The organism is Saccharopolyspora halophila (assembly GCF_039531955.1).
Lineage (GTDB): Bacteria > Actinomycetota > Actinomycetes > Mycobacteriales > Pseudonocardiaceae > Saccharopolyspora > Saccharopolyspora halophila.
Window position 1 is genome coordinate 88,348 of the sequence record NZ_BAAARA010000013.1, and the last position, 25,616, is coordinate 113,963.

General features: G+C 71.3%; 18 protein-coding genes. 5 read left to right on the forward strand and 13 right to left on the reverse strand.

The window, feature by feature from the left end:
• Positions 1 to 131 precede the first annotated feature (131 nt).
• The 3 genes from folP (at position 132) to ABD289_RS18250 (ending at position 2,998) form a co-directional block, all read left to right on the forward strand.
• Entirely contained in the window at positions 132 to 953 is an 822-nt protein-coding gene (gene folP / locus ABD289_RS18240) for a dihydropteroate synthase (protein WP_344134057.1), read from the forward strand.
• On the forward strand, positions 953 to 1,693 hold the full coding sequence (locus ABD289_RS18245; RefSeq protein ID WP_344133947.1) for a pyrimidine reductase family protein: 741 nt from the start codon (positions 953 to 955) through the stop codon (positions 1,691 to 1,693). Before folP ends, ABD289_RS18245 begins: the two co-directional genes overlap by 1 nt.
• Before the next feature lie 294 nt (positions 1,694 to 1,987).
• Positions 1,988 to 2,998 (forward strand): acyl-CoA dehydrogenase family protein, encoded by a 1,011-nt coding sequence (locus ABD289_RS18250; protein ID WP_344133950.1) that lies wholly within the window; start codon positions 1,988 to 1,990, stop codon positions 2,996 to 2,998.
• A gap of 7 nt (positions 2,999 to 3,005) precedes the next feature.
• Here ABD289_RS18250 and ABD289_RS18255 read toward each other — a convergent pair whose 3' ends face one another.
• Positions 3,006 to 4,580, reverse strand: a complete 1,575-nt coding sequence (locus tag ABD289_RS18255) for a FadD3 family acyl-CoA ligase (protein ID WP_344133953.1) — start codon at positions 4,578 to 4,580, stop codon at positions 3,006 to 3,008.
• 501 nt (positions 4,581 to 5,081) lie between these two features.
• Here ABD289_RS18255 and ABD289_RS18260 point away from each other — a divergent pair.
• A complete protein-coding gene (locus tag ABD289_RS18260) occupies positions 5,082 to 5,573 on the forward strand; it encodes an MFS transporter (protein WP_425564723.1) in 492 nt (163 codons plus the stop codon).
• 96 nt (positions 5,574 to 5,669) lie between these two features.
• Here the strand turns inward: ABD289_RS18260 and ABD289_RS18265 are convergent, their stop codons facing one another.
• From ABD289_RS18265 to ABD289_RS18275, 3 genes are all read right to left on the reverse strand, one after another.
• Entirely contained in the window at positions 5,670 to 5,858 is a 189-nt protein-coding gene (locus ABD289_RS18265) for a hypothetical protein (RefSeq protein ID WP_344133956.1), read from the reverse strand.
• Positions 5,859 to 6,096: 238 nt separating this feature from the next.
• Entirely contained in the window at positions 6,097 to 6,705 is a 609-nt protein-coding gene (locus ABD289_RS18270) for an Rv1733c family protein (protein ID WP_344133959.1), read from the reverse strand.
• A 277-nt stretch (positions 6,706 to 6,982) separates the two neighbouring features.
• The gene (locus tag ABD289_RS18275; RefSeq protein ID WP_344133962.1) at positions 6,983 to 9,145 is read right to left on the reverse strand and encodes a GTPase-associated protein 1-related protein; all 2,163 of its coding nucleotides are present in this window, start codon (positions 9,143 to 9,145) and stop codon (positions 6,983 to 6,985) included.
• Positions 9,146 to 9,252: 107 nt separating this feature from the next.
• Between ABD289_RS18275 and ABD289_RS18280 the strand changes: the two genes are divergently transcribed.
• Complete coding sequence (locus ABD289_RS18280; RefSeq protein ID WP_344133965.1) at positions 9,253 to 9,876, forward strand: maleylpyruvate isomerase N-terminal domain-containing protein; 624 nt, start codon at positions 9,253 to 9,255, stop codon at positions 9,874 to 9,876.
• A gap of 326 nt (positions 9,877 to 10,202) precedes the next feature.
• Here the strand turns inward: ABD289_RS18280 and ABD289_RS18285 are convergent, their stop codons facing one another.
• The 9 genes from ABD289_RS18285 to ABD289_RS18325 all read right to left on the reverse strand — a co-directional run bounded on the left by ABD289_RS18285 (position 10,203) and on the right by ABD289_RS18325 (position 25,413).
• Positions 10,203 to 11,138, reverse strand: coding sequence for a heme o synthase (locus ABD289_RS18285; RefSeq protein ID WP_344133969.1), 936 nt, complete (start codon positions 11,136 to 11,138; stop codon positions 10,203 to 10,205).
• Positions 11,135 to 11,524, reverse strand: coding sequence for a DUF3817 domain-containing protein (locus tag ABD289_RS18290; RefSeq protein WP_344133971.1), 390 nt, complete (start codon positions 11,522 to 11,524; stop codon positions 11,135 to 11,137). Before ABD289_RS18290 ends, ABD289_RS18285 begins: the two co-directional genes overlap by 4 nt.
• Positions 11,525 to 11,671: 147 nt before the next feature.
• Complete coding sequence (locus ABD289_RS18295; RefSeq protein WP_344133973.1) at positions 11,672 to 12,730, reverse strand: LLM class flavin-dependent oxidoreductase; 1,059 nt, start codon at positions 12,728 to 12,730, stop codon at positions 11,672 to 11,674.
• Between the two features lie 107 nt (positions 12,731 to 12,837).
• Positions 12,838 to 14,145, reverse strand: coding sequence for a lysine N(6)-hydroxylase/L-ornithine N(5)-oxygenase family protein (locus ABD289_RS18300; RefSeq protein ID WP_344133976.1), 1,308 nt, complete (start codon positions 14,143 to 14,145; stop codon positions 12,838 to 12,840).
• A 90-nt stretch (positions 14,146 to 14,235) separates the two neighbouring features.
• Positions 14,236 to 15,063 (reverse strand): siderophore-interacting protein, encoded by an 828-nt coding sequence (locus ABD289_RS18305; RefSeq protein ID WP_344133979.1) that lies wholly within the window; start codon positions 15,061 to 15,063, stop codon positions 14,236 to 14,238.
• Positions 15,064 to 15,163: 100 nt separating this feature from the next.
• Entirely contained in the window at positions 15,164 to 16,552 is a 1,389-nt protein-coding gene (locus ABD289_RS18310) for a DHA2 family efflux MFS transporter permease subunit (RefSeq protein WP_344133982.1), read from the reverse strand.
• Entirely contained in the window at positions 16,552 to 16,740 is a 189-nt protein-coding gene (locus ABD289_RS18315) for an MbtH family protein (protein ID WP_344133985.1), read from the reverse strand. Before ABD289_RS18315 ends, ABD289_RS18310 begins: the two co-directional genes overlap by 1 nt.
• Before the next feature lie 224 nt (positions 16,741 to 16,964).
• Positions 16,965 to 23,975, reverse strand: a complete 7,011-nt coding sequence (locus tag ABD289_RS18320; protein ID WP_425564726.1) for an amino acid adenylation domain-containing protein — start codon at positions 23,973 to 23,975, stop codon at positions 16,965 to 16,967.
• A 91-nt stretch (positions 23,976 to 24,066) separates the two neighbouring features.
• Positions 24,067 to 25,413, reverse strand: coding sequence for a GNAT family N-acetyltransferase (locus ABD289_RS18325; protein WP_344133990.1), 1,347 nt, complete (start codon positions 25,411 to 25,413; stop codon positions 24,067 to 24,069).
• Between the last annotated feature and the right edge of the window lie 203 nt (positions 25,414 to 25,616).

Consider the following 25,616-nt stretch of genomic DNA (forward strand, 5'->3'; position numbering starts at 1 on the left):
GGCAGACTGGGTGGTATGACCTGCCGCGTCGCGGCTCGCGCTCGTACCGGAAGGAAACGTCCCCAGTGCAGGACATCGGTAACGCAATCGACTTCGAGTTCCGCGGTCGCCGCGTCGTCCGGGACCGGCCGATGGTCATGGCCATCGTCAACCGGACGCCGGACTCCTTCTACGACCAGGGCGCGACCTTCGACGAGGAGCCCGCGCGCGATGCGGTGCGCACGGCCGTCGAGGGAGGCGCCGACATCATCGACATCGGCGGGATCACCGCCAGCCCCGGCGACGAGGTCGACACCGACGAGGAGATCGCTCGAGTGCTGCCCACCGTCGAGTGGACCCGCGAGCACTACCCGGACGTGCTGATCAGCGTGGACACCTGGCGCCACGAGGTCAGCGACGCGGTGTGCCAGGCCGGCGCGGACATCATCAACGACGCCTGGGGCGCGGCCGACGAGAAGATCATCGACGTCGCGGCCGAGCACCGGGCCGGCTACATCTGCACGCACGCCAACCGCAACCCGCGAGCCACCCCGGTGCGCTCGGACTACGACGACGTGGTCAACACAGTGATCGACGAGATCGTGCGGCTCGCCGAGCTCGCGGAGTCCAAGGGCGTGCCGCGCAGCGGGATCATCATCGACGGCACCGGCTACGGCAAGAACACCACCGACCACCTCGAGCTGGTGCGGCGCGTGCCGGAGATGGTGGCGACCGGCTGGCCGGTGCTGATGGCGCTGTCCAACAAGACCTTCGTGCGCGAATCGCTGGACCTCTCCGCCGAGCAGCGCGAGGAGCTGCTGACCGGGACGCTGGCGGCCACGGCGATCGCCGCGCGCTCGGGTGCGGCCGTGTTCCGCGCGCACCAGGCCCTGCAGACCCGGCGCACGCTCGAGATGGTGGCGTGCATCAACGGAACCCGGCAGCCCATGCTTCCCGAGGAGTGGATCTCCTGATGCGACCGATCTGGCCCGAACCCGGACCGGAACTCGACGACGCGCAGCTCGAGGACCTCTACCGCTACCCCGCGGGCGACGACAAGTGGCTGGCGGTCAACTTCGTCTCCAGCGCCGACGGCGCGGTGGAGACCGGTGGCCAAGCGCGTCCGCTGTCCAACCCGCCGGACCGCAAGGTGCTGCAGCTGGGCAGCGACCTGGCCGACGTGGTGCTGGTCGGCGCCACCACGGCGATGGTCGAGGACTTCCGCGGTGTGCACCCCGGCGAGGAGACGCTGAAGATCCGGCGCAGGCACGACCTGGCCGACGTCGCCCCGACCGCGGTGGTCACCACCGGCTCGCTGCCCGCCGACGCCCCGGCGATCACCCAGGCCGCGACCACCACGTTCGTGATCACCTGCGCCTCCGCGCCGCCCGCCAAGCAGAAGGCGTGGAAGGAGGCGGGCGCCGAGCTGATCGTGGCCGGTGAGCAGCAGGTGGACCTCGCGGCTGCGGTCCGGGAACTGGCCGAACGCGGTATGCGGCGGATCGACTGCGAAGGCGGTCCGCACCTGTTCGGCGGGCTGATCGAGGCCGGTCTCGTCGACGAGCTGCGGCTGACCGTCTCACCGCTGCTGGTCAGCGGGGCCGCCTCGCGGATCGCCGCCGGAACCCCGCTGGACCCGGTCGGCATCGAGCTCGCCACGGTGCTGGCCGAGGACGGCGTCCTGTTGCTGCGCTACCTGGTCAAGGGCTCCTGACGCGCGACTGAGCTTCAGGGGTCCGTGCGGCATGCGGCGGCGGCCGCATGCGGGGTGGGACTCAACCGGCACCGCCGAGGGTTCTGCCGCGTCGTGCGGCGAGGAAGCCGCGGCCGCTACTCAAGGAGCGGATCCCGCAGCTGCGCGACGCGGCAGGTTCCGCCCACCCGCACCGCCACGCGAACCACTGACGTATCTCCGCACTCGCGCCGGAACGAGCTGGACCCGGTTGCTCCGCATCGCTCCACCGGGGGCGGTTTCGGCCGGTGGGAACCAGTCTGGAGACTGGGATGGATGACGAAGGAGTCGCCTGTGCTGCAGGAAGCCCGGCGCATCGCCGAGGAAGTGCTCTTCCCCGCCGCGCTGGAGGTCGACGCCGGCGACCGGGTACCGGAGAGCCACCTCGCACTGCTCGCCGAACTCGGCTTCTACGGGATGGCCGATCCCGAGGAGGCCGGTCTGGACCTGCCCGACCGGGCCTCGGCGCTGCGGCTCCTCGAGATCCTGGCGGGCGGGTGCCTGACCACGACGTTCGTGTGGATGCAGCACCACGGGGCGGTGCGGGCGCTGGCCGAATCGCGCAACCGCACGCTGCAGCAGAACCTGCGGCCGGATCTGCGCGACGGCAAGCGGCGCGCGGGCGTGGCGATCAGCGCCGCCGTGCACACCGGCCCGGCGTCGCTGCAGGCCCAGCAGGTGGTCGGCGGCTACCTGTTCTCGGGCACCGCGCCGTTCGTGACCGGCTGGGGCATGATCGACCTGCTGCACACCGCCGCCCGCGACGCCGAGGGCTCGCTGGTGTTCGCGCTGCTGGACGCCGAGGAGAACGAGGGCGTCACCGCCGAGCCGCTCGACCTGCTCGCGGTGCGCGCCAGCGGCACCGTCACCCTGCGGTTCCACCGCCACTTCGTGCCCCGGGACAAGATCATCCGGGTGCTCCCGCAGACCGACTACCTGCAGGGCGATGCCGAATCCCTGCGCTTCAACGGCGCGCTCGCGCTGGGCGTGGCCGGGCGCGCGATCTCGCTGCTGGGCGAGGACGCGGGCGGGCTGACCGCCGAGCTCGACGAGGCCCGTGACGACCTGGTCAACGCCACCCCGGAGGACGTGCCCGCCGCCAGGGCGACGGGTTCGGAACTGGCGATGCGCGCCGCCACGGCCTGCGCGGTGCACCACGGCAGCAACACCCTGCTGCCCGGCACCCACGCGCAGCGCCTCGTCCGGGAGGCGACCTTCCTGCTGCTGTTCGGGTCCCGGCCGACCATCCGCGCCGAGCTGCTCGGACTGCTCACGAACGGGCGCTGAAAGCCCGCTACTGCCGCAGGTTTCGCTTGAGGACCTTGCCCGAGGCGTTCCTGGGGAGCTCGGCGACGAACTCGACGGCGCGGGGGCGCTTGTAGTTGGCCAACCGGTGCTCGCAGTGCGCCAGGACGTCCTGCTCGGTCAGGCCCGCACCGACGACGAAAGCCCTGCCGACCTCGCCCAATCGCTCGTCCGGGACGCCGATCACCGCCACGTCGCGAACGCCGTCGAGCGCGGCGAGGGCCTGCTCGACCTCGGCCGGGTAGACGTTGAATCCCCCGCAGACGTACATGTCCTTGAGCCGATCGGTGATCTTGAGGTTGCCGCGCTCGTCGAGCACGCCGACATCGCCGGTGTGCAGCCATCCGTCGATGACGGCCGCCTCGGTGGCCTCCGGGTCGTCGAGGTAACCGCGCATCACGTTCGGCCCGCGCAGCACCACCTCGCCCGCTTCGCCCGCGGGCAGCGACCGGCTCTCGCCGTCGATCACGGCGAGCTCGAAGTCCGCCGCGGCGCGACCCGCGGTGTGCGCGACGGTTTCCGGCTCGTCGCCGGGACGGCACATGGTGGCCACCACCGCCTCGGTGAGCCCGTAGGCGGTCAGCACCGTGTCGAAGCCCAGCTCGCCGCGCATCCGCTCGATCAGCGTGATCGGGACGACGGCGGCACCGGTCACCGCCAGCCGCAGCCCGGGCGGAGATCCCGCGCGTTCGGGGGCGTGCAGCAGGGACTGGAAGATGGTGGGTGCGGCGGCCAGCACCGAGACCCGCTCGGTTTCCAGGATCCGCAGCACCCCGGCCGGGTCGAAGACCGCCCGCGGGAGCATCGTCGCGCCGGTCAGCAGGCAGACCAGGATGCCCGCCTTGTAGCCGAAGCTGTGCGAGAACGGGTTCACCAGCAGGTACCGGTCGTCCTGGCCGACCCGGCCGCACTCGGCCCAGGCCGCAGCCACGCCCAAGCTCTGCCGGTGCAGGGACATCACGCCCTTGGCCCGCCCGGTGGTCCCGGAGGTGAACAGCACGTCGGCGAGATCCTCGGCGCCGACCGCGTCGGCCCGCTGCTCCACCAGCTGCGGCGGGACCTGCGCGGCGAGCTCGGGGATGTCGTGCCAGTCGTGCACCCCCGGTCCGGCCCGCCCGGCGGCCCCGAGCGGAACCCGCAGCACCGCTCGCACTTCCGGGAGTCCGGCGACCACCTCGCCCGCTCCGTCACCAGCGGCCTCGCGGATACCGGCCAGCCGGTCGGTGCCGAGGAAGTCGTCGGCGACCACGAGTGCGCGAACCTTCCCGCGACGCAGCAGATCGACGGTCTCCACCCCGGTAAAGCGGGTGTTGACCGGGATCAGGGTCGCGCCCGCGTACGAGGCTCCGAGCGCGGCCAGCACCCAGTGGTGCGTGTTCGGCGAGTTCAGCGCCACCCGATCGCCCGCTCGCACGCCGACGGCGACGAACATCCGGGCCATCTCGCGAACTTCGGCGGCCAGCTGCGCGAACGTCAGCCGCACCGGCCCGTCGACCAGTGCTTCGATCTCGCCGAACCGCCGCTCAGCGGTGCGGACCGCGGCGGGAATCGAGTCTGCGGCCATCTCGCCCTCCCGGGTTGGCTGAGCGCCGAGGGTATACCGAGCAAGCGCGTGCTTGGTAGGGGTCCTCTCGCTCGACCCAACGCCGTCGGCCGTTCGGCCGATCTTCGGCGGCGAAACCGATCCGGAACCAGATTCACCGTTTCGCCCGGCCACGCGGCGTGGCACGATCTGCCGCGATCGCGACCCGCCCGCAACGGTTCTCGCGCCGAGGAGACTCGATGAGCAACGCCGCCATCGGTTCCACCGCCCCGACCAGCCGCACCGAACTCCGCCGCGTCGTCACGTCGTCCGTGGTGGGCACAGCGCTGGAGTGGTACGACTTCTTCATCTACGGCTTCGCCGTGACGCTGGTGTTCAACGAGCTGTTCTTCCCCACCGGCGACCCGGCCGTGGGCACCATCGCCGGCTTCGCCACCTTCGGCGTCGGATTCGCCGTCCGCCCGCTTCTACGCGACCTTCGCCCCGGCCTACTTGCAGGAAACCCTCGGACTGCCGAGATGGGTGGGTTTGACCGGGGTCTTCACCTTCACCACCGCGATGATCATCCTGCAGCCGGTCTACGGCGCGCTCTCGGACAGGATCGGCCGCAAACCGCTGAACCTGTTCAGCGTCAGCTTCACGGCGCTGTTCGCCTTCCCGTTCTTCGCGCTGCTGAGCACCGAGCAACCGGTCCTGATCTGGCTGGCCATGGTGATCGCGGCAGGCCTGGGACTCGCACCGATGATCGCCGTGCAACCGGCCTTCTACGCGGAGCTGTTCGGCGCCCGGGTGCGCTACACCGGATTCGCGGCTTCCCGCGAGATCGGCGCCGCGATCGGCGGCTTCTCCCCGCTGGTCGCCTCCGCGCTGGTCATCCAGGCCGGGGGCACCGGGTGGCTGGTCGCGGCCTGGATGATCGCCACCGCGCTCGTCTCGCTGGCCGCCTTCATCCACTCCAGCGAGGGCAAGAACACCGACATCGCAGCCCCGGACACCGACACCGCACGGCCATAGCCGTTCACGGAAGCCGCGGTACCCACCGCTCCGGAGCGATTCGCCGGACGTCCGCGACACCGGGCATCGGCGATCAGGTGCGGACCGGTGGACCGCTCAGCTGGCGGCCGCGGTCGTCTCCTCGTCGTCTTCCGCTGCGGCTTCGACCTCGGCGACCAGGTCGCTCGCGAAAGACGGGGTGGGCGGAAAACTCCAGTCCGTCTCGGCCGGATCGCACAGCTCGCTGGCGATCTCCTGGTAGATCGGGACGCCTTCGGACTGGTCGGCAGGCTGCTCTTCCCCCATGCCGCATCCCCTCATCGTCGGCAGGCGAGCTCGCTCGTCCCTGCGATGACACGCGACCGCCTCGGCACCGACGGTCACGCCGAACGTGAAACTCCCCCTCAGGAGATTCACACGGACCCAAACACAACCACGGGTGCCCGTGCCAAGGCCGATTCGGTCATTTAACCCGACAGAGTGACGGCCTCCTACACCGCGGTCGCTCTTCGCAACGGTGCGAGCACGGGCCCGCAGGTGCTGATCAGGCCTGGGACCAGCTGCCACCGGCCTGGAAGTAGTGCCACTCGCGGCCCCACGCGCGCATGGCTATCCGGCGCGCCGCGTGCTGGGTGGCGGCGATCAGCGCGAAGGCCAGCGACTCGAGGATCACCAGGAGCAGCAGGGCCGCGAAGACGGCCGAGGCGACCAGCGAGCCGCCGTCCGCGGGCGGCGAGACCCGGTTGCCCTGCTGGTTGACCCAGACGGTGGTCGTGTCACCGGGCTTGGCCTCGGTGGGGACCCGGACCGTCGAGCTGCGCTCCTGCGTGCCGACCCGCCACTTGACCACCGCCGTCGAGCTCACGGCGTCCTGGCTGTAGGCCTCCGAGACCGGGACGCTCAGCGCGGGCTCGGTGGCCAGGACCGCGCTGACCGGCCGGTTCTGCTGCGCGGCCGCCTTCGCGCGATCGCTGAGGTCCTGGTGCAGCGACCCGGCGAACATCGCCGAGGCGGGCACCGCGATCAGCGCGCCCATCAGCAACACCAAGGTGATTCCGGCCGCGACCCGGTCGATCGGCCTGCGCAGCGGGTTCGGGCTGATGCTGAGCGCGTTGACCAACCACGCCACGTGCGCCTTGAGCGCCGTTCCCATGCAGAACCTCCAGACACGGTGTGCGATGCAGCCCTCACGGAAAGTATCCCGCACCGAGCCGTGATCGTTATTGCTCCGTGACCAGTACTACACGATTGAGGTCGCGAACGTCGCGCAGCAGGAGCGGCGCAGCAACCCGGCGTACGGCGCTTCCCCCAGGTCGATCGGACGAGCGCGCGCGATCACCAGAGATCCCGCGGTACCTCCCGGGCGCCGGCTCCGCGGCGCCGAAGTGCTCGTTCCCGCTGGTGCGCCTGCCCTTTCCGACGCGAGGCGATCAGCGGGACTTGCGGCGCCACCAGCGTCCGCGTCCGCGCGATCCGGCGTTGTCATCCGCACCCGCCTTCTGCAGCCATTCGTGCCACGCCGCCGCGTAGCTGGCCTCGATGCCGCGCAGCAGGCGGGAGATCCGCCGGTGGCGGGACCGGTCCTGGCCGCGCACCCACCGCTCCAGCTCCTGATCGATGGCCGCGCGCACCTCCGCGTCCGTGGAGTCCTGCCACGCGATCAAGAACGCCAGCGCCACGGCCCGGTCGCGCTGCCCGTCATCGGCCCGCTCGTCGCCGAAGAGCCCGGGCAGCTCGCGGCCGAGGCCCCGCCGCAACCCCTGCCCCGCTTCGGTGACCACGCGCAACGCCTCGGAGAGGGTGACCTCGCGGAGCACGGCGAGCACTTCCGCAGCGCGGGCGCCGAGCACCTCGCCGGAGATCTCGCTCAGCGACCCCGCTTCCGCGCCCCTGCGGGGGTAGCCGATCAGCCAGGAACGCAGCCGCCCGTCATCGGCCCACAGCTCGCGCAGCTCGCCGCGATCACCGATGTGGTGCCCCAGCATCCGCAGCACGTCCAGGTAGTCCGCATCCACCTCGGCATGCCCCATCGCGGAGAAGACGCGCTGCGCGACCGATTCGGAGACCGCGGTCGCGGGCATCGCGGAGACGAGATGGCGCAGTTCGGCCACCTCCGGCCGGTTGTCCTCGAACAGAGCGGTGAACACGGCCTCCGGCAACTCCCGGCTCGGCTCGTGCAGCTGTTCGGCGAAGGTCCGGACGATCCGCCCGCGGGCCGGGCCTCCCTCGGCCACGGCGGACGCGGCGATCGCCGCGTCCAGCGGCTGCCCCGGATCGGTCGCCGTGTCCAGCAACAGCGGCCACCAGTCGGCGGCCACGTCGCGACGCACGTTGTCGGCCTCCGGGCCGGCTAATCGGTGTGACAGCAGCTCGCGCAGCCGGTCGAGCAACTCCGCCCGGCACGGCCACCGCTCCGTGCTGACCTCGACGCGCGGATGGTCGGCCCACCAGTGCACGAACCGATCGGCGGCCTCGGCGAAACCGTTCGGCCGCAGCGGGACGTCGAACCGGTGCGCGGTGCGCAGCAGCAGGTCCATGCGCTCCGGAGGTGCCGCGGTGGCCGCCGATTCCAGCAGAATGCGGGCCTGGTCGGCCTCCTCCTCGCCCCACGACGAGCCGTCGAAGGGCTGCTGAACGACGGACTCGGGGTCGCCGTGCAGGATCTCGTCGATCTCGTTGCGCAGCAGCGCGATGCGGACCCGCCCGGTGTGCTCGCCGAGGTTCTCGGCGAGGTCGGCCAGCACCGCGTGCGGCGGCTCGGCGGCCAGCACCGCCGAGAGCACCGCTCCGCGCACGTCGGTGGACGAGGGCGCGGGCGCGTCCTGCAGCCACGCCACGAGCGGACGGCAGTCGGCGGGGCTGACGTGCTCGCCGAGCACGATCAACCCGGCGGCCAGCCGATCGGCCTCCCCCGCGACCTGCTCCCCTCGGCCGCGAGCGAACTGGTGCGCGAGCTCCACGGCGTCGATCACGTCCACCGGATCGGCGACCAGGAAGCGCGGGACCCAGTGCCGCGCCGAACCGGTCGCCTCCACCTCCGGGAGCTCGCCCGCGAGGTCGAAGACCACGGCGCCCGGGAACTCCCCGGCCTCCGGCACGGCCAGCACGTGGGCGTCGCCGGAGTCCGCGAACGCGCTGAAGGACACGCGCAGCGCGCGCTCCTGGGGCAGCAGCAGCGTCGATACCGCGATCCAGCGCACCGCGGTATCGGCGTCGGAGGCGACCAGCACCACCCGCGGCCCGCCGTCGAGCGCGCGCTCGATCGCCGAGTGCAGCGCGGTCAGCACGGCCGCGTCATCGGTCTCCAGGACCCAGCCGCGCAGCTCCTCGGCACCCAGCGGGCCGGGTTCGGGCTCGGCGGGCACGTCCGGGCCGTCGGCGTCGGTCGCCCACCACGGCGCGTCCCAGAGCTGGGCCGGGCGGATCGGGCCGTAGAGCTGTGGATCGGTGGTGATCAGGGCGTGCGTGAAGCCCCCGGCGGTGGTGCGCGCCGTCCGGAAGTGCTCGTCGTGGCCGTGGTACAGCGCCGCGAAACCGGGGATCGGCGGCTCGGCGCTGTCGTTGTAGCGCGATCGGAACTCCCGCCCGCTCATCGCCCGCTCCCGTTCGGTGTTTCCTGCGCGTGCTCGCGGTGAAGATTATCCGCGAGCACCCTCGTCTTGTGCCCTAATGGGTTCCGGGAACGACCGGAAGGAGCAGCATGATCGTCGATGTTCTCCAGCGAGCTTGGCAGGTCTGGGCGGATTTCGGCGCCGAGCTGGACGAGTCGCAGTGGCAGCGGCCGACCCGGTTGCCCGGATGGACGGTCAAGGACGTCTACGCGCACCACAGCCCGTTCCCCTCGGCCACCCTCGCCGGTATCCGCGGACCGCACCCGAACGATCCGCTGACCTGCGCCGACGCCGGTGCTCTTTTGGCGGACATGCAGCGGCCGGGCGGCATGAGCGAGCAGGTCGCCGAGGTGCTGCGGGACACCGCGGCCCAGCGGGCCGCCGACACCCCGGCCGCAGCGCTGGTCGCGGAGTTCTCGGAGGTCGGCGAGCAGGCGATCGCCGAGTTGCGCGAGGCCGACCTGGACCGGCACGTGCTCTACGGCGGCTACGCGGTCGTCCCGGCGCGCGAAGCGCTGCGGATCTTCGTGCTGGAGGCGGTGGTGCACTACTTCGACATGGCCACCGCGCTGGGCCGCGAGGTCCCCGGCCCGATGGCGGGCGCGCCGGTCCGCACGACGACGAGCCTGCTGGCCGAGACCCCCGACCCGGTCGCGCTGATCGACACCGCCACCGGCCGGAGTCCCGATCCGGTCTTTCCGGTGCTGCGCTAGCTAGGAGCTGTTCATGAAACGCGGCGGCAGCCGCTGTTTCAGGTGCGGGACTCAGCTCGCGCCGCCGCAGGTTCTGGCCGGCTTCGTGGCGAGTGCGCCGGGGGACGCCGTGCATTGGCACACATCAGGAGCGGCGCGCGGATCCACGGAGCCGACCAGGTTCTGCTACCCGCCCCGCCAAGCAAAGCACTTCCTGAACACGCCCTGGATGTGCTCGGTGTCAGTCGGGCCGGCCGGGGCTGCAAGTGCTCACGCCGCGAGTGCGGAGCCCGACGGCGCCTGGGGTTCCGCTCCCGGCACCCGCCGAGCACGGTCCGCGGGATCTCCTAGCCGATCACCGGCAGGCCCACCGCGGCGTCCACGGCGATCGCCACGAACACCAGGGCCAGGTACGAGTTGGACAGGTGGAACAGGTGCATCGGGTTCATCGCCCCGCCCTTGCGGGCCGCTGCGTGCAACCGCTGCGCGACGAGCAGGAACGCCGCGCCGCTCAGCAGCGCGATGGCCACGTAGATCCAGCTGGTGACCGGGACCAGCAGCAGCGTGCTGCCGACCGTGGCCCAGCTGTAGACCAGGATGCGCGCCGAGACCTGCCGCGTGGTGGCCACCACCGGCAGCATCGGCACGCCCGCGCGGGCGTAGTCGTCCTTGTACTTCATCGCCAGCGACCAGAAGTGCGGCGGCGTCCACAGGAAGACCACGGCGAACATCACGATCGCGGGCCACTCCACCGTGCCGGTCACCGCGGCCCAGCCGACGACCACCGGCATGCAGCCCGCGGCACCGCCCCAGACGATGTTCTGCGAGGTCCGGCGCTTGAGCACCAGCGTGTAGATGAAGACGTAGAACAGGATCGCGCTGGTCGACAGCACGGCGGCCAGCAGGTTGGCCCCGAGCCACAGCACCAGGAACGACGCCACGCCCAGCACCAGGCCGAAGATCAGCGCGCTGCGGCGGGGCACCTCGTGGTGCACCAGCGGCCGCTTCTTGGTGCGGTCCATCACCGCGTCGATGTCGGAGTCGGCCACGCAGTTGAGCGCGTTGGCGCTGCCCGCCGACATGGCACCGCCGACCAGGGTGACCAGCACCAGCCACGGCGACGGGATGCCGCGGGCGGCCAGGAACATCGCCGGGATGGTGGTGACCAGCAGCAGCTCGATCACGCGCGGCTTGGTCAGCGCGAAGTAGGCTGCCACGACGCTGCGGCGGCTGACCTGCGCCTTGTCGGCCGACGCCGTCGCGGGCTCGGAGATGGACCTCATGAGGCGCGGGTTTCCTCCGGGGAGTTCGACTGCACGATCGGCTTACCGGCCATCCGCAGCTCGTGCCAGAGCACGACCTTGCGCTCGGCGACGAACGCGCCGAACGGGATGGTGCCCGCCAGCAGGACCAGCAGCATGCGGCCGATGGGGGCCCGCAGCTGGGTCATCGCGATCACGGCGACCAGCAGGTAGACCATGTACAACCAGCCGTGCGCGACGCCGATGCGGAAGCTCCAGGTGGTACCGAACTCCTGCGCGGCCGAACCGGTCGGCCACAGGCCTGCGAAGTGCCCGTACTTGAGCACGACAGCTGCGCACAACAGGATCAGCAGCACGGCGGTGACGTACGCCATGATCCGGTAGAAGAGCAGCACACCAGGCTTCACGCCAATCCCTCAATCCCGCCTCATGCCTAGCATTACGGTGTCAACTGACGGTACGCCACGCGTGGCGGAGGCCTGCTCGCGACCTCGGCCAAGAGTGGCGATGCACACGCCACGACGGCGACAGCGGACCGGTGACCACCGGATTTTCTAGATCATTCCGTGGGCCTTGGCGATCAGCTCGAAGCTGTGCAGCTTGGTCTCGGCGTCCGGGACGTTGGCGGTGAGCATCAGCTCCTGCGCACCGGTCCGGGTGCGCAGCTCGTCGAGCTCGGCGCGGACGCGCTCCGGCGTCCCGTGGACCGCTTCGGCCAGCCAGTCGTCGACGAAGGCCCGGTCCAGCTCCGTGTAGGGGTATTCGCGCGCCTGCTGCCGGGTCGGCTGCTTGCCGGGCAGCCCCTGGCGGAGCTTGAGCATGCTCAGCGCGATCGGCCGGACGACGTCCAGGGCCTCCTGCTCGCTGTCGGCGGCCACGGCCTGCACGCCGATCATGGCGTAGGGCTCGTCGAGCACGCCCGAGGGCCGGAAGGACTCCCGGTAGAGCTCCAGCGCGGGCTCGGTGTTCTGCGCCGAGAAGTGGTGCGCGAAGGCGAACGGCAGGCCCAGGCCGCCGGCCACCTGAGCGCTGAAGCCGCTGGAACCCAGCAGCCACACCGGCGGTGGGTCCCCGCGCGGGACGGCCTGGACGTCGGCGTAGGGGTGCTCGATCGGGAAGTCGTCGCTCAGGAAGGCCAGCAGTTCACCGAGCTGCTGCGGGAAGTCGTCGGCCGACGCGGGCCCCTCGGTGCGGCGCAGCGCTCGCGCGGTGGCCTGGTCGGTGCCGGGGGCGCGGCCGATGCCCAGGTCGATGCGGCCCGGGTGCAGCGCCTGCAGGGTGCCGAACTGCTCGGCGACCACCAGCGGAGCGTGGTTGGGCAGCATCACCCCGCCCGAGCCGAGCCGGAGGGTGCGGGTGTGCGCGGCCAGGTGCGCGAGCACCACCGACGGCGAGGAGCTGGCGATGCCGGGCATCCCGTGGTGCTCGGCCAGCCACATCCGGTGATAACCCCACCGCTCGACGCCGCGGGCCAGCTCGGTGGTCCCGCGCAGCACCTCGCTCGCGGAGTCCTCGACGCCCACCGTCGACAGGTCCAGCACCGACAGCGGTACCGGCGAGTGTCCCCGGCTCGTTCCCCGGATGGGGTCGTCCTGCATCTCGTTCGCGCTCATCACCGCGGACAACCCGCGGTCGGCCCCGGCTGTTCCCGGAGCCGACCGGATGCCGCCCAAATCACCGGGTGGCCGTCCGCGCCGGTGACCCCGGAGCCTGCCGGGCCTCAGGACGTCAGCGCGTAGTTGCGCGTCCTGGTGCTCCGGCGGGCCAGCAGGGAGTCGCGGATCTCGCCCGCCCGGACCGCGCCGTTGGACAGCAGCGACGAGGTGATGCCGTGGGTGTGCTCGGTGCCGCCCTGCAGGTAGATCGATCCGGGCAGCGGTTCGGTGGTGCGGATCCGGTAGTCGCGTTCGATCTCCAGGTTGCCCTCGGCGTCCCAGGCGCAGTGCCGCGCCGTCTCGCCGAGCAGGCGGTAGGGGTCGCGGGAGCGGCAGCCGGTCGCGTAGATCAGCAGGTCCGCCTCCAGCACCTCGCGCTCGCCGGTGGGCTGGAACTCCGCGGTCACCGTCGCGCCGTCCGGGCGGACCTCGGTGTCGGCGAGCCCGGTGGCGTGCATGATCCGCAACCGCTGCTTGCCGGTCACCTTCTCCTGGTAGGAGCGGGCGTAGAGCTCCTCGATGAGATCCAGGTCGACCACCGAGTAGTTGGTGTTGCGGTGGTAGTTCATCAGCTTCGCGCGGAACTCCGGCGAGGAGGCGAAGAAGTCGTCCACCGCCTGCGGGTCGAAGATCCGGTTCGCGAACGGGCTGTCATCGGCCGGGCTGTAGCCGTACCGGCCGAACACCGCGCACACCTCGGCGTCGGTGAAGGTGCGATGCAGGTAGTCGACGACCTCCGCGGCGCTCTGCCCGGCGCCGACCACCACGCAGCGGCGCGGGGGCGCCTCGGCCAGCTCCGGCACCCGGTGCATCAGCTCCAGGTTGTGCCACACCCGCGCGCCCAGCTCGGCGCCCTCGGGCACGTGCGCCTCCAGACCGGTGGCCAGCACGATGTTGCGCGCGCGATGCACCGCGAGCCGCCCGCCGTGCCGCACCACCACCTCGAAGTGCTCGCCTGCCGGGTGCAGCTCGACGACCTCGGAGTCGTAGTGCACGCGGTCGGACATCCGAGCCGCCGCCCACTCCAGGTAGTCGTGGTACTCCACGCGGGTCGGGAACAGCGTCTTGTGGTTGATGAAGTCGGTCAGCCGGTCCTTGTCGTGCAGGTAGGACAAGAAGGAGAAGTCGCTGGCCGGATTGCGCATGGTGACCAGGTCTTTGAGGTAGGAGACCTGCATCGTGGTGCCCTCGATGAGCATCCCGCGGTGCCAGCCGAAGGTCTCCTGCCGCTCGAAGAACACCGCGTCGAGCTTCTCGGCCGCGCTCGCGGTGCGGTTGTGCTCCTCGACCGCGATCGCCAGCGCCAGGTTGGACGGCCCGAAACCGATCCCCAGCACGTCGTGGACGTTCTCTTCGTTCAGCGCCGCAGACACGTCGTCCTCTCGGTTCGCCGGTGCCCGACGCGCGGGCGAGTGGATGCCCCGCCGAAACCCCGGGGTTCGGCCGGTCTTCGCCAGCGCCGGTCAGTCCCGATCGTGGTTGTGCTTGTCGTGGTATTCCGTTTCGGCCATGCCGTACTTCCAGTAGCCGATGGCGAGCACGGACTTGGAGTCCATGCCGCGCTCGTCGCGCAGGTGCCGCCGGATGCCGCGCACCGCACCCGACTCGCCCGCGACCCAGGCGGACACGTCGAGGTCGGCGGGCACGTCGAGACCCTGGACGGCCTCGTGCAGCTGCCGGGAGCGGCCGGGGACGACGCCGTCCCGGTGCAGCCAGGTCCAGCTCAGGTCCGGCGGGCAGGCGACCCGCTGCTGATCGGCGATGGAGTCCACCTCCACCAGGACCTGGCCGCGCGCGGTCGGCGGGAGCCCTTCGACGATGCTCGAGATCGCGGGCAACGCGGTCTCGTCGCCGACCAGCAGGTAGTAGTCGGCCTCCCGGCAGGTCTTGCCGCCGGGCCCCATCACGCCGAGCCGGTCGCCGGGCCGCGCGCGGCGAGCCCAGTTGGAGGCCACGCCGTGCTCGCCGTGCATCACGAAGTCCACGTCGAGCTCGCCGCGGGATTCGTCGTAGCGGCGGACCGTGTAGGTCCGCATGGTCGGCCGGTGCTCGGCCGCCGGCCAGCGATAGCGGCCGGTCTCCTCGTCGAGGGCAGGCAGCACCGGGCGCTGCTGGCCCCGCTGCGGGACGAAGACCTTGATGTTGGGCCCGGTGTGCTGGTCGAGGAAACCTTCGAGCTCCTCACCGCCGAGGGTCACCCGTCGCATGGATGGGCTCAGGTCAACGGTGCGCACGACCTCCAGGTCCCGTGCCGGGGGCCTGTTGTGCCGGAGCCGATTCGCGGTTCCCATCGACCATCCGTTCCTTTCGTCCCACCAACGATCATCGTAAGTTAAGGCTAGCCTAACCACAGAAGCGGACAGTTGTCTTCCCCGCGGTGGTTCAAATCTCCTACCGGTTCGCGACGGCCGGTTCCCGTTGCGGCGCGCCGGATTCGGACATCCGGAGCGCCAGAAACGCGCCCACCAGGGCGAATCCGGCGGAGAGCAGCATCGCTGCGTGGTACGAACCGAGCCCCGGACCGGCCATGGCCAGCACCGTCGCGGTGAACGCCACCCCGAGCGCGGAGCCGAGCTGGCGCTGCACGTTGAACAGCGTGGAGGCACCGCCGGTGGCCGCCTCGTCGATCGTGGAGAAGGCCACGACCTGCAGCTCCGCCGACGCCGCGCCGACGAAGAAGCCGGAGGCGAGCTGCACGAGCGCGGCCTGCCAGAAGTCACCCGGTCCGATGACGTTCATCGCCGCGAACGAGCCGGCCGCACCGACCATCGCCACCGCGATCAGCCTGCGGGGCCCGTACCTGCGGTGCGCCCAGACGACCAGCTGCGAGGCGATCATCAGGCCGACCGCCTTGGGCAGCGTCACCAGACCCGTCTCCCACGCCGAAGCACCCAGCTCCATCTGGAACATCAGGGTGAATCCGTAGAGGGTGCCGAGGAAACCGGCCACGCAGGTGAACAGGATCAGGCTCGCCCGGCGGAACGAGTCGTCGGCGAACAACCGCAGGTCCAGCATCGGCTGTTCGGTGCGCAACTGGGCCCGGACCAGCGCGGCCAGCATCGACAGTCCGACGATTCCGGCGATCCACGGCAGCGGCGCGTGCGGCCCGGAGTTGGCGATGCCCTCCAGGCCGAACATCAGCAGCCCGAGACCGGGCGCCGCCAACGCGAAACCGCGCAGGTCGAACCGCTTTCCGGGGGACTCGACGTGCTCCGGCAGCAGCAGCGCGCCGAAGACCAGCGCGGCCACGCCGACCGGGACGTTGACGAAGAACCCCCACCGCCAGGTCAGGTGCTCGACGAAGAACCCGCCGAGCACGGGCCCGAGCGCGGGCGCCACGGCGGTCGGCAGCAGCAGCACGCGGGAGAGCCGGATGCGCTCCTCCGGCGGGTAGGCCCGGAACAGCAGGGTCAGCGCGACCGGGCTCATCACTCCCCCGCCCGCGCCCTGCAGCACCCGCGCGAGGGTGAGCTGGGTCAGGTCTCCTGCGATGCCGCACAGCGCGGAGGCCAGCACGAACGTGCCGAAGGCCGCGAGGAAGACGCGCTTGGTGCCGTACCGGTCGCCGAGCCAGCCGGAGATCGGGATGCAGACCGCGAGGCTGACCAGGTAACCCACGTTGACCAGCGAGGTCGCGCTCGGCGGCACGGCGAACTCGGCGCCGAGGGCGGGCAGCGCGACGTTGACGATGGTGGCGTCCATGCCGTTCATGAACATCGCGGCCACGTAGCACACGCACACCACGACCTGCGGGCTGAACCGCCGCGCCAGAGCCGCCATCACCGCGCGGGCCGCATGTCGGTCCAGTTCACCTCGATGTGGTCCACGCAGGCCTGCCGATCGGCAGGACCGTGCGCGACCGTCCACCCCGCGGGCACCTCGATCGCAACGGGCCACAACGAGTACTGGTCCTGCTCGTTGATCAGCGCGTAGTACTCCGCACCCGCGTCCTCGAACGGATTGCTCATCGTTGCTCCTACCTGACAGTTCTAGGAGATGTTTCAGTGGTCGGTTTGCGTGGCGGTGCCGGTAGGGGAACCTGACGCGCCGTGTGGCGGCGGGATCCGCTCCTTGAGCAGCCAGCTACGCGGCGTCGCGGCCGTCCTCGCCACACGACGCGTCAGAACCCCCGGCGGCGCAGGCTGAATCCCACACCTGAAACAGCGGCTCCGCCGCATACTGCAAGACCCCCTTAAGGCAAAACTGTCGCTTCCGCGAGGGCCCGGTCGACGATCGCGGCGATCTCGGCCAGGGGTTCCGGTTGGGTCATGTCCTTGTGCTCGCAGGCGATGTCGTGGTTGATCACCCGGCCGTCGACGTAGGGCTGCCACATCTCCGGCGTCAGTGATTCCTTCGCCTGGTTGAGGGTGGCGGTGCAGAACAGGACATCGCCGCGGAACTTGTCGTGGTCGGCGGAGTTCTCCAGCACCGCGCAGTTGGCGAAGTTGTCGATGATCGCCGTGATGCTGTGCTCCTCCAGGTTCGCCAGGGCGCTGCCCTCGGCCGAGAGGATCTCCAGCACGCCATCCCTGGACAGCGGCTCGTCACCGAGCTCGGAGAGGTCGTGGCCGGCCATGTACAGCAGCGCCATCAGCGCTTCGTGCTCGGTGGGCAGCTCGTCCCAGACGTCCTTCGGGTAGGAGTCGAGCATGCACAGGAACCGGACCTCCTCTCCCTCGGCCTGCAGGTGGGTGGCCATCTCGTGGGCGACCACGCCGCCGAAGGACCAGCCCAGGAAGTAGTACGGCCCGCGCGGCTGGATCTCCCGGATGTGCTCGAGGTATTCGGCGGCCATCTCGGCCAGGCTCGCGGCCACCGGAGCGGGTTCGGCCAGCCCGCGCGTCTGCACGCCGTAGATCGGCCGTTCCGCGTCGATGTGCTTGAGCAGCCCGGAGAACGGCCAGGCCAGGCCGGCCGCGGGGTGCACGCAGAACAGCGGCGGCTCGGAGCCCTCGGTGCGCAGCGGCAGCAGGATCTCCAGCGCGTCGCGGTCTCCCCCGGTCCGGATGCGTTCGGCCAGCCCGGCCACGGTCGGTGCGGCGAACAGGCTGCCGACGTTGACCTTGATGCCGAGCGCGTCGCGGATCCGGCCGATCAGCTTGGCCGCCAGCAGCGAGTGCCCGCCCAGGTCGAAGAACCCGTCGTCGACGCCGACCCGAGGCAATCCGAGAACCTCCGCGAACAACCCGCAGAGGATCTCCTCGGTCGGGTTGCGCGGCATGGTGTTTCCGACGACCTGGCCGAGATCCGGCACGGGCAGCGCGTTCCGGTCGAGCTTGCCGTTGGGCATCAGCGGCAGCGCGTCGACGAACACCACCGCGGCCGGGACCATGTAGTCCGGCAGCGATTCGCCGACGTGCCTGCGCAGCGCGGCAGCGTCCGACTCGCCGACGACGTAGGCCACCAGGCGCTTCTCACCAGGGCTGTCCTCGCGGACCACGGCCGCGACCTGCGAGACGTCGGGGTGCTCGGTCAGCACCGCCTCGACCTCGCCGAGCTCGATGCGGAACCCGCGGATCTTGACCTGGTCGTCGGCGCGGCCGGCGAAGTCCAGCGTGCCGTCGGCGCGCCAGCGCACCAGATCGCCCGTGCGGTACATGCGCGATCCGGCGGGCCCGAAGGGGTCGGCGACGAACCGCTCCGCGGTCAGGCCGGGCCGCTGCAGGTACCCGTGCGCCAGTCCGAGGCCGGAGACGTAGAGCTCCCCGACCACGCCGGGCGGAGTCGGTTGCAGCCGCTCGTCGAGCACGTAGACCCGCGCACCCGGATCTGGCACGCCGATCGGCACCGAGCTGGAGACCGCGTCGGGATCGCAGTCCCACAGCGTGGTGTTCACGGTGGCCTCGGTGGGCCCGTAGCAGTTGAGCATCGTGCGGCCCCGAGCCCAGCGCAGCACCAGGTCCGAGGGGACCTTCTCGGCACCGCACAGCAGGGTCGCGCCCTCCGGCAGCTCGGTCTCCGGCGGGAACATGCCCATCATCGAGGGCCCGATCGCCAGGTGCGTGACGCGATGCCGCCGCGCGTACTCCGCGAGGGGTTCACCGGGGACCCGCCGGTCGGAGGGCACCACGACGAGGGTGCCGCCGCCGAGCAGGCCCATGCAGATCTCCCAGAAGGCCACGTCGAAGCTCGGCGAGGCGAACTGCAGCACCCGGCTGTCCGGGGTGATGCCGACGCGCTCGGTCTGGGTGGCCAGCAGCTTGCCGATGCCGCGGTGCGGCACGATGACGCCCTTCGGCGTACCGGTCGAACCGGAGGTGTGGATGACGTAGGCGGCGTCGTCGAGCGCGGGCCGCGGCAGATCGGGCTCGCCCTGCGGCTTCTCGGCGTGGTGCACCAGCGTCGCGGGCAGCTCGGCGTCCAGGTCGTCGGTGAGCACCAGCCGCGGGCGGGCATCGGAGACCATGTGCCGCAACCGTTCCGGCGGGTACTCCGGGTCCAGCGCCAGGTAGGCGGCACCCGCGTGCATCGCCGCGAGCAGCCCGATGATCAGTTCCGCGGAGCGCGGCAGCAGGACGCCGACGATGTCACCCGGACCGGCACCGCGCTCGACGAGCGACCGCGCCTGTTCCCGGACCCGCCGGTGCAGCTCGCGATAGCTGAGCTCGGTGTCCTCGAAGATCAGCGCGGGCTTGTCCGGCGTCGCCTCGGCACGGGCGGCCAGCAGCTCCGGGAAGGTTCCGCTCGCGTCCACGTCGCCGGTGGCATCCCCCCATTCGAGGACCCGCCGCCGGGTGCGCTCGCCGAGCACGTCCAACCGCCCGATCGGGGTGTGCGGCGCGTCGACCGCCGAGCTCAGCAGCTGCACGAACCGCTCGGCGATCGCGGTGACGGTGGCCTCGGTGAACAGGTCCGAGCTGTACTGCACCAGACCGTCCGCTCCGCCGTCGGCCCGCTCGCTGAGGCTCACCGCCAGGTCGAACTTGGCCGCCCCCGCCGAGCGGGTGTCCACAGTGGTATCCAGGCCGGGCAGCTCGGCGCGCACCGAGTCGGCCGCGCCCCAGTAGGCCAGCATCACCTGGAACAGCGGGTGCCTGGCCAGCGAACGGGTCGGGTTGAGCACCTCGGCGAGCCGCTCGAAGGGCAGGTCGGCGTTGTCGAAGGCGGCCAGGTCGACCTGCCGCACCCGGTCGACGAGCTCGGCGAAGCCCGGATCGCCGGAGGTGTCGGTGCGCAGCACGAGGCTGTTGACGAAGAACCCGACCAGGTCGTCGAGGCGGTCGTCACCGCGCCCGGCCACCGGTGCACCGATCGGCACGTCGTTCCCTGCACCGAGCCTGGTCAGCAGCGCGGCCAACCCCGCCTGCAGCACCATGAACGCGCTCGCCCGATGCCGCGCGGCCAGCTCCCGCACGCGCCGGTGCAGTTCCGGGTCGAGCTCGAAGCGCACGGTCCCACCTCGGTGGCTGGCCACCGCAGGGCGCGGGAAGTCGGTGGGCAGCTCCAGCTGATCCGGCAGTCCGGCGAGCGCCTCGCGCCAGAAGTCGAGCTGCCGGGCGGCCAGCCCGCCCGTCTCGTCGCCGAGCAGGTCGCGCTGCCACAGCGCGTAGTCCACGTACTGCACGGGCAACGGCTCCCACTCGGGCGCGCGGCCGCCCAGCCGCGCCGCGTACGCGGTGGACAGATCGCGCACCAGCGGGCGGATCGACCACTCGTCACCGGCGACGTGGTGCATCAGCAGCATCAGCACGTGCCGGTCGCCGTCGGTGAGCAGCGTGGCCCGCAACGGTGGCTCCTGGGCCAGGTCGAAGCCCTCCCGGGCCGCCTCGTCGATCGCGGTGTCCACATCGGAGGTTCGCAGCACGGCGAGCTCCGGCGGGGCGTCGAGCACGCGCTGGTGCGGTTCGCCCAGCTCGTCCGGGAACACCGTCCGCAGGCTCTGGTGCCTGGCCACGACGTCGACGAGCGCGAGACCCAGCGCGGCGAGGTCCAGCTCACCGGTCATGTCCAGCAGCAGCGGCATGTTGTAGGTCGCGCTCGGCCCCTCCAGGCGGTTGAGGAACCACAACCGCTGCTGCCCGAACGACAGCGGGATCCGCTCCGGGCGCTGCGCGGGAACCAGCGCCGGTCTGCCGTCGGCGGTGCGCAACCGGGAGGCCAGCTCGGCGACCACCGGGTGATCGAACAACGTCCGGATGCCTAGTTCGGCGCCGAGTTCGCTGCGCACCCGCGCCAGCAATCGCGCGGCCAGCAGCGAGTGCCCGCCGAGATCGAAGAACCCGTCGTCGATGCCGACGTCGTCGACGCCGAGCACCTCGCCGAACAACCGGCACAGCACGGCCTCGGTGGCGTTGCGCGCCGCGCGTCCACCGCCGGAGCCGAACTCCGGTGCGGGCAATGCCTTGACGTCGAGCTTGCCGTTGGCGGTCAGCGGGATCTCGTCGAGCACCACGAACGCGGAGGGCACCATGTACGACGGCACCCGGTCGGCCAGGTGCGCGCGCAGCTCGGCCGGGTCGGCGGTGCCCACCACGTAGCCGACCAGGCGCTGGTCTCCCGGGTCGTCCGCGCGGACGATCACCGCGGCCTGCCGCACCTGCGGGTGCGCGGTCAGGTTCGCCTCGATCTCGCCCGGCTCGATGCGGAACCCGCGCACCTTGACCTGCTGGTCGGCGCGGCCGATGAACTCGATCGACCCGTCCGGCCGCCAGCGCCCCAGGTCACCGGAGCGGTACATCCTCGAACCCGGCGCGCCGTGCGGGTCGGCGACGAACCGCTGCGCGGTGAGCCCGCGCTGCCCCAGGTAGCCGCGCGCCAGCCCCTCGCCCGCGACGTAGAGCTCGCCGACCACGCCCGGCGGCACCGGCCGCAACCGGGAGTCCAGCAGGTACACCCGCAGATCCGGGATGCCGCGCCCGATCAGGCTGCCGTCCCGGGCGGCCACCAGGTCGCGGTCGAGCTCCACGTAGGACACGTGCACGGTGGTCTCGGTGATCCCGTACATGTTGATCAGCTTGGGCGCGTCGTCGGCGTGCCGCCGGTACCAGTCGTCCAGCCGGGAGAGCTCCAGCGCCTCGCCGCCGAACACGACGTAGCGCAGCGCGAGGTCTGCGCCCGGGTTCTCCCGGTCGGCCTGGCTGAGCTGGTAGAACGCCGACGGGGTCTGGTTGAGCACGGTGACCCGCTCGCGATCGAGCAGCTCCAGGAACTCCGCGGGCGAGCGGCTCACCTCGTGCGGGACCACCACGAGACGGCCGCCGCGCAGCAGCGCGCCCCAGATCTCCCAGACCGAGAAGTCGAAGGCGTAGGAGTGGAACAGCGTCCACACGTCCTGCTCGGTGAAGCCGAACCACGCCTCGGTGGCGCTGAACAGCCGCACCACGTTCTGGTGCGGGACGGCCACGCCCTTGGGCTTGCCGGTCGAACCCGAGGTGTAGATGACGTAGGCGGCGTGCTCGCTGGTCAGCGGGCCGCGCTCGCCCGGCTTCGGGTCGCGCGGCGAATGCCGGGTGATCTCATCGCCCGCGTCGTCGAGCAGCACCCGGGTGATGCCCGCGGGCAACCGCGCGGCGCGCTCCCGGTCGCTGATCAGCACGCTGGGCAGCGAGTCCTCGACGATGTGCGCGATGCGCTCGGCGGGCTGCTCGGGATCCAGCGGCAGGTAGGCGGCCCCGGCCTTGAGCACCGCCAGCAGCGCGACCACGAGCTCGGCCGAGCGCGGAAGCGCCAGCGCCACCAGCTGTTCCGGACCCACACCGTGGTCGATGAGGTGGTGCGCGAGCTGGTTGGCCCGGGTGTTGAGCTCGGCGTAGCTGAGCCGCTCGTCCCCGTGGACCAGCGCGATCGAGTCCGGCCAGCGCTGCGCCTGCTCCTCGAAGAGCTGCGGCAGCGTCGCGGGCTCGGCGGCGCGGAAGCCCTCGATCGGCGCGTTCCACTCCTCGAGGATGCGAGTGCGCTCGGCCGCCGAGAGCAGGTCGATCGAGCCGACCGCGGTGTCGGAGCCGGCCTCGGCGAAGGAGTTCAGGAAGCGCAGGAACCGGTCTCGGTGCGCGGCGAGCTCCTCGCCGGTGTAGCGCTCCGGGTTGGCGTCGAACTCGAACCGCAGCCGGTCGTCGTCGTTGTAGACCAGCACGCTGAGGTCGTCGACCGGCCCCGCGGCCACGTTGTGCACCTCGGCGGGCGCGCCCGCGAAGGACAGGTCGTAGTCGAAGGACTTGATGTTGAGCATCGGCCCGAACAGCGCCCGGTCCGAGCCGAGCAGCCGGAGATCGCGGCGCAGCTGCTCGCTGCGGTAGCGCTGGTGCTTGCGCAGGTCGCGAACTGCCTCGGCGGTCTGCCGGATCAGCTCGGCGCGGGTTGTCGAGCCGGTGACGTGCAGCCGCAGCGGCAGCACGTTGACCACGGTGCCCGGCACCCGCAGCGCCGTCGAGCCCATCCGCCCCATCACCGGGAGCCCGAGCACGACGTCGTCCGCCCCGGTCATCCGGTGCAGGTAGGCGCCGAACGCGGCGATCAGCGCGTCGGACCAGATCGTGCGCGCCTCGTCGGCGGCCGCTCCGAGGGCCGCCGCGTCGATGTCGCCGAGCTCGCGGCGGAAGGACGTCGCGGCGGGCCGGGTGCGCTCGGCGAGCGTGCGCACCTCCGGCTCGTCGGCGAAGCGCTGCCGCCAGTAGTCCTGGTCCCGCTCGAACTTCGGCGATGCCCGGTAGTCGCGCTCGTCGTCCACCAGCGAGGCGAGATCACCGAACGGGGACTCGCCCGGGTCCTCTCCCGCGGCGAATGCGGTGTAGACCTCGGCGAGCCTGCGGATGATGATCGAGAAGCCGTAGCCGTCCACCGCCACGTGGTGGATCCGCTGGTACCACCACCAGCGCCGCTCCCCCAGCTTGCACAGCGCCGCGGTCCACAACCGGCCGCCCTCGGAGGGCGAGCGGGTCAGGTGCACCGGAGCCCGCATGTCCTCGTCGATCCAGGCCGCAGCACGGGCGTCCGGGTCGTCCGCGCCGGAGAAGTCCAGCACCGGCAGCTCGACCGCGGCGAGCTCCTCGACGACCTGGCTCGGCTGCTCGTCGTCGACGACGCGGATGCGCATCGTCTCGGCCTCGCGGACCACCCTCCGCAGGGCATCGGCGAACAGCTCGGGATCCACCTCGCCGCGGATCTCCACGCGTTCCGCGGTGTTGAAGATCGGATTCGCCTCGTCCAGCTGCTGGGCGAACCAGATTCCCGCCTGCGCCGCCGACAACGGCAACTGCCCCTGCATCGCACTCCCCACGATCCAAAAGTAAGTAAGCCTTACCTTAGTTCAGGTCCCAACCTGAGTACAGGGTTCCGTTTTCGACCTTCGCGTGGCCCTACTCACGCGAACGCTCGAAGACCATCAGCGCCGAGTTCTTGCCCGCCAGGCCGACCTCGGCGACCTGCGCGAAACCGGCCTTGCCGAAGGCGCCCACCGACGCGCCATTGTGGACATTCGGCTCGGCGACCACGCGCTCGGCGAGCGGGTCCGCCGCCAGCAGACCCTCGGCGACGGCGCGCAGCAACTTCGAACCCGTGCCCTTGCCGATGGCGTCCGGCTCCCCGATGGCGATGTGCACACCCAGGTCGCGAGCACCGTACGAGTAGCAGCTCGCCAGCTTGTCCGGCCGCACGCGGTAGAGCTCCAGGTAGCCGACGTCGCGGCCGTCGCGCCCGACGATGCACGGCATCGAGTGATTCCCGGAGACCTGCTTGTCCAGCTCGTCGCGCCACACCTGCAGCGACCAGTCCTGGTTCCAGTTGACCGCCACGTGCTCCCGGTTCATCCAGCGGTGCACCAGCTCCACGTCCGGACCGCCGTCGGCGCCGGTGACCCGGATCGGCCGCAGCGTGAAGCCGTCCAGCTCCGGCACCGGCACCCCGGGCGCCTCGGCGGGCTCCGGGGCCAGCGGATTGCGCACCTCGAAGCGCACCGGCCGGACCCGAACCGCGCCCGATTCGTCCCGGTAGCGCAGCTCGGAACCGTTGAGCGCGGCCAGATCGGTCAGCGTCGGATCGGTCAGCCAGTGCTCGACGAGATCGGCGACGCCGGGGTTCCGCTCGGCGAGCGCGGTGAGCCTGCGGGCCAGCTCGGCCAGCAGGTGCTCCTCGTGGGCCACCCCGCGGCGGCCGAGCAGGCCGATGGCCACCAGCACGCCCCGGGTGAGCAGATCAGCGGTGCAGGCGGCGCGATCCTCGCCGCCCCGGGCGAGCATCTCCGGCAGCATCCGCTCCTCGACGTGCGAGGTCAGCCAGCGCTGCACCTCGGCGGCGTTGGACAACGAACGCGCGACGGCGACGACGTCCTCCGGGTACGGCAGCGGGTCGATCTCGCGGCGCGGCAGCGCGTGCAGCAGCCACTCCACCAGCGAACCCGACTCCGGCCGGTTGATCGGCGCGCCGGGCAGCGACCTCGCGCGGGCGTCGGCCGAGCAGGCCGCGGCCAGCAGCGCCGGATCGGCGGCAACCACGTGCTCGCCCTCCGCGTCGAGCACCCGGATCGTGCCGAAACCGTGCGCGCCGGTCGGCGAGGCGTAGACGACATCGATGCGCAGCGACAGCGAAGCGATCCGGACCCGCAGCTCGCCCTCGGCGACCGGCGTGTGCGTTTCGGTCAGCCACCGGCGCAACAGCACCGAAGCCCGCTGATGCGACCGCCCGACCAGGTCGGCTCCATTCGCCACGCCGCGCTCCTAACACCTCGAATTAATAAGCGGAGCCTAACCTAACGGATCACCCCCGGGCTCGGTCCAGAGACATGAGACGGAGACGACCCCCGCGCTTCGAAGTGCACTGTGGACGAAGGCGTGCCATGATCCGCTGAACGGCAGGTTCCCGACAGATCAACACCTGATCCGGTGACGATCGTTGTGTCTCGCTGGGCGAT

What these genes read in the sequence shown, in the direction of transcription:
- ABD289_RS18310 (WP_344133982.1), bottom strand. Translation starts at nt 16,552, where the DNA reads ATGGCGGCTCTGGCGCGGCGGTTCAGCCCGCAGGTCGTGGTGTGCGTG.
- ABD289_RS18295 (WP_344133973.1), bottom strand. Translation starts at nt 12,730, where the DNA reads ATGAGCGCGAACGAGATGCAGGACGACCCCATCCGGGGAACGAGCCGG.
- ABD289_RS18305 (WP_344133979.1), bottom strand. Translation starts at nt 15,063, where the DNA reads ATGGGAACCGCGAATCGGCTCCGGCACAACAGGCCCCCGGCACGGGAC.
- ABD289_RS18285 (WP_344133969.1), bottom strand. Translation starts at nt 11,138, where the DNA reads ATGAGGTCCATCTCCGAGCCCGCGACGGCGTCGGCCGACAAGGCGCAG.
- ABD289_RS18255 (WP_344133953.1), bottom strand. Translation starts at nt 4,580, where the DNA reads ATGGCCGCAGACTCGATTCCCGCCGCGGTCCGCACCGCTGAGCGGCGG.
- ABD289_RS18315 (WP_344133985.1), bottom strand. Translation starts at nt 16,740, where the DNA reads ATGAGCAATCCGTTCGAGGACGCGGGTGCGGAGTACTACGCGCTGATC.
- ABD289_RS18270 (WP_344133959.1), bottom strand. Translation starts at nt 6,705, where the DNA reads ATGGGAACGGCGCTCAAGGCGCACGTGGCGTGGTTGGTCAACGCGCTC.
- ABD289_RS18250 (WP_344133950.1), top strand. Translation starts at nt 1,988, where the DNA reads ATGACGAAGGAGTCGCCTGTGCTGCAGGAAGCCCGGCGCATCGCCGAG.
- ABD289_RS18245 (WP_344133947.1), top strand. Translation starts at nt 953, where the DNA reads ATGCGACCGATCTGGCCCGAACCCGGACCGGAACTCGACGACGCGCAG.
- folP (WP_344134057.1), top strand. Translation starts at nt 132, where the DNA reads ATGGTCATGGCCATCGTCAACCGGACGCCGGACTCCTTCTACGACCAG.
- ABD289_RS18275 (WP_344133962.1), bottom strand. Translation starts at nt 9,145, where the DNA reads ATGAGCGGGCGGGAGTTCCGATCGCGCTACAACGACAGCGCCGAGCCG.
- ABD289_RS18320 (WP_425564726.1), bottom strand. Translation starts at nt 23,975, where the DNA reads ATGCAGGGGCAGTTGCCGTTGTCGGCGGCGCAGGCGGGAATCTGGTTC.
- ABD289_RS18265 (WP_344133956.1), bottom strand. Translation starts at nt 5,858, where the DNA reads ATGGGGGAAGAGCAGCCTGCCGACCAGTCCGAAGGCGTCCCGATCTAC.
- ABD289_RS18280 (WP_344133965.1), top strand. Translation starts at nt 9,253, where the DNA reads ATGATCGTCGATGTTCTCCAGCGAGCTTGGCAGGTCTGGGCGGATTTC.